5 protein-coding genes are annotated in these 7,879 nt (G+C 49.7%); 3 read left to right on the forward strand and 2 right to left on the reverse strand.

From position 1 onward, the window contains the following. Window positions 1-335 precede the first annotated feature (335 nt). From D515_RS13050 to D515_RS13060, 3 genes are all read left to right on the forward strand, one after another. Complete coding sequence (locus D515_RS13050; protein WP_002539116.1) at window positions 336-1,973, forward strand: acetolactate synthase large subunit; 1,638 nt, start codon at window positions 336-338, stop codon at window positions 1,971-1,973. Window positions 1,974-1,991: 18 nt separating this feature from the next. Further along, the gene (locus D515_RS13055) at window positions 1,992-3,383 is read left to right on the forward strand and encodes an aldehyde dehydrogenase family protein (RefSeq protein WP_002539117.1); all 1,392 of its coding nucleotides are present in this window, start codon (window positions 1,992-1,994) and stop codon (window positions 3,381-3,383) included. Between the two features lie 190 nt (window positions 3,384-3,573). Beyond that, window positions 3,574-5,043, forward strand: a complete 1,470-nt coding sequence (locus D515_RS13060) for a PAS domain-containing protein (RefSeq protein WP_002539118.1) — start codon at window positions 3,574-3,576, stop codon at window positions 5,041-5,043. Between the two features lie 22 nt (window positions 5,044-5,065). On the opposite strand, the gene D515_RS13065 is transcribed toward D515_RS13060, so the two are convergent. Beyond that, window positions 5,066-6,274 (reverse strand): NupC/NupG family nucleoside CNT transporter, encoded by a 1,209-nt coding sequence (locus tag D515_RS13065; RefSeq protein ID WP_002539119.1) that lies wholly within the window; start codon window positions 6,272-6,274, stop codon window positions 5,066-5,068. 440 nt (window positions 6,275-6,714) lie between these two features. Beyond that, a complete protein-coding gene (locus tag D515_RS13070; RefSeq protein ID WP_002539120.1) occupies window positions 6,715-7,410 on the reverse strand; it encodes a VC0807 family protein in 696 nt (231 codons plus the stop codon). Window positions 7,411-7,879: the final 469 nt, after the last annotated feature.

The raw sequence follows: 7,879 nt of genomic DNA on the forward strand, positions 1-7,879 counted from the left end.
AACGGGGTCGTGGAATGCTGTAAACCCCTTTTCTGCACATTCGCGTTTAAGTGCCTCTTTTTTAAACGCATCGACGGTATAAGACGCAAAATACCAAGACCACACAGCCAAAAGACGCAACTTCAACGCTGAAAGGCGCAATTAACCTTCTGATTTAGCCAGTTTCTCAAGGTTGTGACTACACTGATGAAAAAAGCCTTGCGTTATTGATAGGTGTATCACTTTGATAACCGAAGAGATGAAGACTCTCTCTGCTTAACATTGAACGTTGCAGACAAGTCTGGAAGTCGTCTCGTGGAGCACAAGGTCATTAGCCAACGAGAAGAGAGATAACGATGAAAACTTCAGATTTGTTTGTACGCGCGCTGGAAAATGAAGGTGTCGAATATATCTACGGCATTCCGGGTGAAGAAAACCTCGATTTTCTGAACTCGCTAAAAGACTCCAAAATTGAACTTATCCTGACGCGACATGAGCAGGCAGCCGGATTTATGGCAGCGACTTACGGCCGTTTAACCGGCAGACCTGGTGTTTGTCTCTCAACCCTTGGTCCTGGCGCAACAAACTTTGTGACTGCTGCTGCCTATGCGCAACTCGGTGCAATGCCGATGATCATGCTGGGTGGCCAGAAGCCTATTCGTAAGAGTAAACAAGGCCGCTTCCAGATTGTTGATGTCGTCAATCTCATGAAGCCAATTACCAAATATTCCGAACAAGTGGTCGATGGCAATAACGTCCCTGCGATGGTGCGCGAATCATTCCGCGTGTGTAAGGAAGAGCGCCCGGGCGCAGGTTATCTGGAACTGCCAGAGGACATCGCGGACGAAGACTCAGGCGCGACAGTGTTCGATGTTGTTGAGCATCGCAGACCCGATGCCAACGATAAATGCCTCGACCAAGCGGCAGAAATGATCAAAAAAGCCAAAATGCCGCTTCTGCTGATTGGTGCAGGTGCCAACCGTAAACGTTCCAGCCAAGCTCTTAAAGAATTCATCGATAAAACAGGTATCTATTTCTTCAACACTCAGATGGGTAAAGGTGTGGTGGATGAGCGTCATGAACGCTTTATCGGTACTGCGGCTCTTTCAAGCCACGACTTCCTGCACTGTGCGATTGAAAAAGCCGATCTGATTATCAATGTAGGTCACGATGTGATTGAGAAACCGCCGTTCTTTATGGAGAAAGGTGGCACCAAAGTTATTCATATCAACTTCTTTGCGGCGCGCACTGATGAAGTCTACTTCCCGCAGCTTAACGTTGTTGGCGACATCTGTTCTTCAGTAGGTCGCTTAACAGAGAAAGTCGGTGAGCTGTCTCAGGACATGAGCTACTTCGGCCGTGTCAAAGCCCATGTTGATGAGCGTACGACCAAATACTTCGAAGATCGCCGCTTCCCTATTCTGCCCCAGCGTTTGGTGAAAATTCTCCGTGATCAGTTGGACGATGAAGACATCGTCACCCTCGATAACGGCGTCTACAAAATCTGGTTTGCACGTAACTACCAATGCCACACGAATAACACTCTGCTGCTGGATAATGCACTGGCAACCATGGGGGCGGGTTTGCCTTCAGCCATGGTGGCGAAGCAGCTTTATCCCAACAAGAAAGTGGTGTCGGTTAACGGCGACGGCGGTTTTATGATGAACTCGCAGGAAATCGAAACCGCAGTGCGCATGGGCCTTGATCTGGTGGTGATCATTCTGAATGACAGCGCCTACGGCATGATTAAGTGGAAGCAGGAAGGCATGGACTTCGATAATTTTGGTCTGGATTTCGGTAACCCTGATTTTGTGAAATACGCCAACAGTTTTGGCGCGATTGGTCACCGCCCAGACAGCCATGACGAGTTCCAGTCCATTCTCAAACATGCACTGAATTCCCCAGGCGTCCACCTTATCGATTTGCCAGTGGATTACTCACTGAACCACTCCATTTTGAATGTTCTTATCAAGGAAAGCCGTTCAATCGGATAAAGGGAGAGAATCATCATTATGTCTGAACTGAACGTCTATCGCCCCTATGATGGCGGTTTGATTCGGTCGCTGCCAATGCAGACAGCGGACGATGTAGAAACAGCGCTGGCCACTGCTCACGGGCTGTTTCTCGACAGAAGTGCTTGGATGCCACCGCATCAGCGCATTGAAATTCTGGAGAGAACCATTGAAATCATGTCATCACAGGTGGAATCTCTCACCCGTATGGCGGCGGAAGAAGGTGGCAAGCCATACATTGATTCTAAAGTGGAAGTGCTTCGCGCCATTAACGGCGTCAAACTGGCTATCGAGCATATTTCACAAATCAAAGGCGAGCAGATCCCAATGGGACAAACCGCGGCGTCCGTGAACCGTCTGGCCTTCACGATTCGTGAACCCATCGGCGTGGTCGCTTCTGTCAGTGCGTTCAACCACCCGCTCAACCTCATTGTGCACCAGGTGATTCCAGCACTGGCTGTTGGTTGCCCCGTGATTGTGAAACCCGCGCTCACCACGCCTCTTTCCTGCTTGAGACTGGTTGAGATCCTGCATGAAGCTGGCTTACCGAAAGGCTGGTGCCAGGCATTGGTTTGCGACAACGATGCGTCTAGCAAATTGGTGTCTGACCCTCGGATTAACTTCCTTTCATTTATTGGCTCAGCAAAAGTCGGCTGGATGCTACGCTCGCAACTCGCACCGGGCACTCGCTGCGCGCTTGAACATGGCGGTGCCGCCCCTGTGATTGTGGATGACAGCGCCAATATCGACGAAGTCGTACCCATGCTTGCCAAAGGTGGTTTTTACCATGCTGGGCAAGTTTGTGTGTCTGTTCAGCGAGTGTATGCGCAGCAGGGATTCTGCCGTGAACTAGCAGTCAGACTAGCTCAGGCTGCTGAGAAAATGAAGGTTGGCGATCCTCTGGATCCGGGAACAGAAGTCGGACCGCTGATTCTTCCTCGCGAAGTCGATCGTGTTGATGAATGGGTTCAAGAAGCCGTGCAAGGCGGTGCAGAGTTGCTTTGTGGTGGCAAGAAAATCTCGGACACCTGTTACGCCCCAACGGTACTGCTCAATCCGCCAGATGATGCCCGCGTATCTCAAATGGAAATCTTCGGCCCAGTGGTCTGTGTTTACTCTTACGCCGACAAGCAAACTGCTATCGATCGTGCGAACGGATTACCTTATGCGTTCCAAGCTGCGGTTTTCACCAATGATTTGGAAGACGCCCTGAATGTCACCCAACAACTCAACGCAACGGCTGTTATGGTTAACGACCATACTGCATTTCGCGTCGACTGGATGCCATTTGGCGGCCGTGATGCTTCTGGCGTCGGGCTGGGTGGCATTCAGTATTCCATGCACGAGATGACACGCGACAAAATGCTAGTGTTTAAGAGTAAGCACCTATAGGGGCTGTTAAGCTATCCCTCTGACTCTCCCTTACCGGCTATCAACATTGTCGGTATTGGGAGTGTCACCTTCCGGGTGTGTTGACTTTCGCATGCTCCCTCCCTCATTGAAGCCCCGCCGTGTCAGGTAGTTTGGGCAAAATGTCTTATAGTTAGATCAGACATAACAGTTTCAGAACAAGGGAGAAGGTGTGAATATCCGAGCCAGAGCGGTTCTTTTTACCGCGTTCTTTTTTACTGCTGTCATCCTCGCCTTTATCACACTGGCATTTGGTTATCTGGCCGATGCGCGCAAGGAAGAAATGAATTACCGTGCAAAAGAACTTGCCGAGCTCGTGTCTGTCACCTTTGAGATTCCCTTACTAGAAAAAAATCACACCATTATCCGAGATATGACAGACCGCTTTGTCGCCCACGAAGATTTAACCTACCTGACCATAGACCAGGGTGACACGCTGATTGCACACAGCCGCAGTTTGGAAACGCCGGAGGATGGCATCACTGTTGTGATTGAGGAAGTTGAAAACGATGAGGGAAAACTCGGTACTGTCATTGTCGGCTACCGCAATCATTACTCTGACAACATGGCCTCCCCTGTCGGTCAGGTGCTGATTTGGGGTACCAGCGGTATCGGTTTATTGGCCATAGTGGTGATTTACGTTTTGCTTTTTTCCATTACCCGTCCGCTTCGCAAACTTCATCAACTGAGTGATGGCGACGAGGGAAGCGCAAAATTCAGTCTCTTTAACGTGGACGAGATCGAGACGACGGTCAATGAAGTCAATCAACTCAGGCAAAAGATGGACCGAAGCTACAACAGGCTTCAGTCCTCATTACGAGACCATGAGTTTTCCTACCAGCAAACCCAGATAGTCGAAGAACGCAGTCAGGCAATATACAGCGCATCACTGGACGCTATCGTTGTCGTTGACGAGCAAGATACCATCATTGAATTCAACCCGACGGCAGAGCAGCTTTTTGGCTGGGCGAGAGAAGAAATTCTTGGACTGAGACTGGCAGAAACCATCATTCCCGAAAGGATGCGAAAGAACCACATCATGGGAATGCAACACTTACTGCAAACCGGTGAAGGTCAGGTGCTCGACCAGAGAATTGAGCTTTCTGCAATGCGCAAAAGTGGGCGCGAGTTCCCCGTTGAAATATCCATATCCTCGGCAAAAACCAAAGCAGGCTACATCTTCGTCTCTTACATACGCGATATTTCAAAGCAAAAAGCGCGGGAAGAAGAACGACGACAGAATGCGCAGGCATTTGAACTGGCGTTTCCAATGCTGATAGCCGACGCCAAAGGCCACGTTATCCGAGCGAATTCCGCGTTTTGCGAGATTTTAGGATATAAACCGGAAGACATCATTGGCGAGAAGCCCCGCTCTTTGACAGAAAACCCGTCAGACAAGTCCTTTCATACTCAGATCTGGTTGTCTTTGTTGGGGCGCGGTCGCTGGGAAGGCGAGTTGGGCCTCAGGCACAAATCCGGATACGGCGTTCGCGTGAAAGCAAGAATGAAAGCCCAGCATAGCGAAGGGGATGACCTGCAATTCTATGTTGCGCACTTTGAGAGAATCAGTGACAACAAAGAAGATGTTGAGCTGAAAGCTTCTCTCGAAGAAGAAAAACAAAGCCCGCTACAAGCGGGCTAAGTCACTAGGGTCTGTAGACCTGTTATAACGCGATAAACACGCCAGCCAAAGCTGCACTCATCAAGTTAGCAAGAGTTGCAGCGACAACGGCGCGGAAACCTAACTTCGCCACATCCTGACGACGCTCTGGTGCCATCGCACCGATAGAGCCAAGATTAATCGCAATAGAACCGATGTTGGCAAAGCCACACAATGCAAAAGTGACGATGATTTGGCTGTGTTCAGACAGGGTGTCCTTCACATTCACGAAATCCATGAAGGCGACAAACTCGTTCAGAATTGTCTTCTGTCCAATCAGCGCTCCCGCATTCAGTGCTTCGCTCCATGGAATACCTGCTGCAAATGCCAGAGGTGAGAACAGGTAGCCGAAGATCAGCTGCAATGTCAGGCCTTCATAGCCAAACCAAGAGCCCGCAATCTCAAAGCCTGCGTTTACCATCGCAATCACGCTCACGAACGCAATCAGCATGGTACCGACAGCCACTGCCACTTTCACACCGTTCATCGCGCCGGAAGCCAGTGCATCCACTGCGTTAACGTCGGTGCTTTTTTCCAATTCGATGTTTTCCTGCTCAATCGCGACTTCACGTTCTGGCACCAGCATCTTCGCCATTAGCAGTCCACCTGGTGCAGCCATAAAGCTTGCTGCAATCAAGTATTTCAGCTCGATGCCCAGTGCCGCATATCCACCAAGCACGGAACCAGCCACAGAAGCCATGCCGCCTACCATGATGGCGAACAGCTCTGAGCGGGTCATGTTCTTCAAGAATGGGCGGATAACCAGTGAAGACTCACTCTGGGAGAGAAAAATGTTGCTGGTTGCAGCCAGAGACTCAACCTGAGAAGTACCCAGAAGACGTCGAATTGCACCGCCAATCACTTTGATTAGCCATTGCATGATACCGAGGTAGTAGAGCAGAGAAATGATGGCAGAAAGGAAGATGATAAGAGGAAGAACGCGGATAGCAAAGATGAAATTACCACTTGCTAAGTCACCGAAAACGAAGCCAATACCTTCGTCCGCAAAAGCTAATAATCCTGAAACGCCGTTGCTGATTGAACCGAGAAGAGATTGACCAAGAGGGAAATAGAGAACCAACGCGGCAAAACCGGCTTGAAGGGAGAAAGCGCCGAGAACAGTTCGCCAATTGATGTCGCGACGACTGTCTGAAAGTGCGTAAGCACACGCCAATAGGGCCAATACGCCGGCCAAGCTGTAGATGATTTGCATTATGTTACCTTGCTTATGTATCTGGATTTTGGCGGGTTTTGATTAGACGCGCGCAGGCAAAGGCAACATGGCAGGAGGCTGCAGATGCTGTCTTACCCAAAGGCGAATATCAAAGGCCCATATACCCAAACGACCTGCAGAGGCAGGATGTAGTTTGTTTGGGTACTAATGCTCACAGTTACGCTGGGCCCAGTTCCTTGGGGCAAGTTTCCATTTTGCAGCCGATTGAAAGCTTGGTTATTCACGCCATTCGTTAACGAAAAGCGCTCGCTTTAACCGGGCGGGGAATATAGCAAAGCCAAACCGTATGTGACAATGATCACTTTTGTTAAATTTCACGGTCTGATGGCAAAACAGGCGCAAGAGGCTGATTTGAATAAAACTAAAACGAGAAAGCCCGGCTAAAATGCCGGGCTTGTCGATGTTTCTTTGAGCTGAACTCACTTCAAGTGGAAGATTTGTTCTGTTTCCAGTGACGTCATCGCTCGCACCTGACGCCACACGTAGTAGAAAATACCCAACATCATCAATGTGCTTGGAATCGCAATCATCGGATAGCTGTAGAGCGTCATCTTACCCAACTCTTCATTGAACGCCACCGTGCCTGCTGGGCTGGTCACAATCCAGGTTGCGAGGAAATAATTCATCACGGAAGAGAACACAAAGGTGCTGGCGAACAGATAGTTTGAAATGGTCAGACAGCGATCAAACGCATCCGTGTTGTTGGTTTGTGCGAGACGTTCTTTAATAAGTTCGAGATTCAGCAGGGTATCGTTAAAAACCAGCTTCTTCACAATCGGATAAGGTGTGAAAGTGGAAATCAACACCGCCAGACCAATCACACCAGGAATCAAGGCTTCTTTAATCGCCAGCCATTGCGTGTCCAGTTCAAGCAAACCAATCCCGCCTGTCAGCAACACACTCACAAAACCCAGTGCGGCAATCAGGTTCAGTTTCTTGCTTCGAACAAGTTCCAATCCACCGTAAGCTACCGGAAAGGCCAGCGCCACCACCAGCGCCATCACGGTGCCAAGGTGTTCTTCGCCGCTGAACTTCATCAAAATGAACGAAGGCAAAAATACGTTAAAGACAATTTCGAACAGTGCGTTCGGCTTTTTGGTTTCGGTATTACTCATAATCTTCCAGTTTAAAGCGCCATGTTATTTTTCAGGCTTTGTTGAATTGTTCCCTGACAGCCGCGAGATGTAAAGGTTGGATACCTCATCCTGTGTAACGACATGTGTCGCTTCCCTAGTTGTTCAGGCAGCTATTTGATGTGAAAAGTTCCGAAAAAGGTCAAGTACGTGGGATTTTGAGACTCAAAAAAGCCCCGACATTTCTGTCGAGGCTTCGTTGTATTGGTGGAGCGGACGGACTAGAGCGCGCCGGGCTCCCGGACGCGGCCCAAAGTGCGCAGCACTTTCTGGGGCGCGTATAAGAAAAAAGCCTGACGCTTTCGCATCAGGCTTAAATCGTTGGCGGAACGGCCGGGCTGGCGCTCCAGCGGGACTCAAGCCGCATGGCTCGTGAGAGTCCCCCTCTTAGAATCTGATAGATACAAAAAAGCCCCGACATTTCTGTCGAGGCTTCATTGTGTTGGCGGAG

This window comes from Grimontia indica, from assembly GCF_000333895.2.
Classification (GTDB): Bacteria; Pseudomonadota; Gammaproteobacteria; order Enterobacterales; family Vibrionaceae; genus Enterovibrio; species Enterovibrio indicus.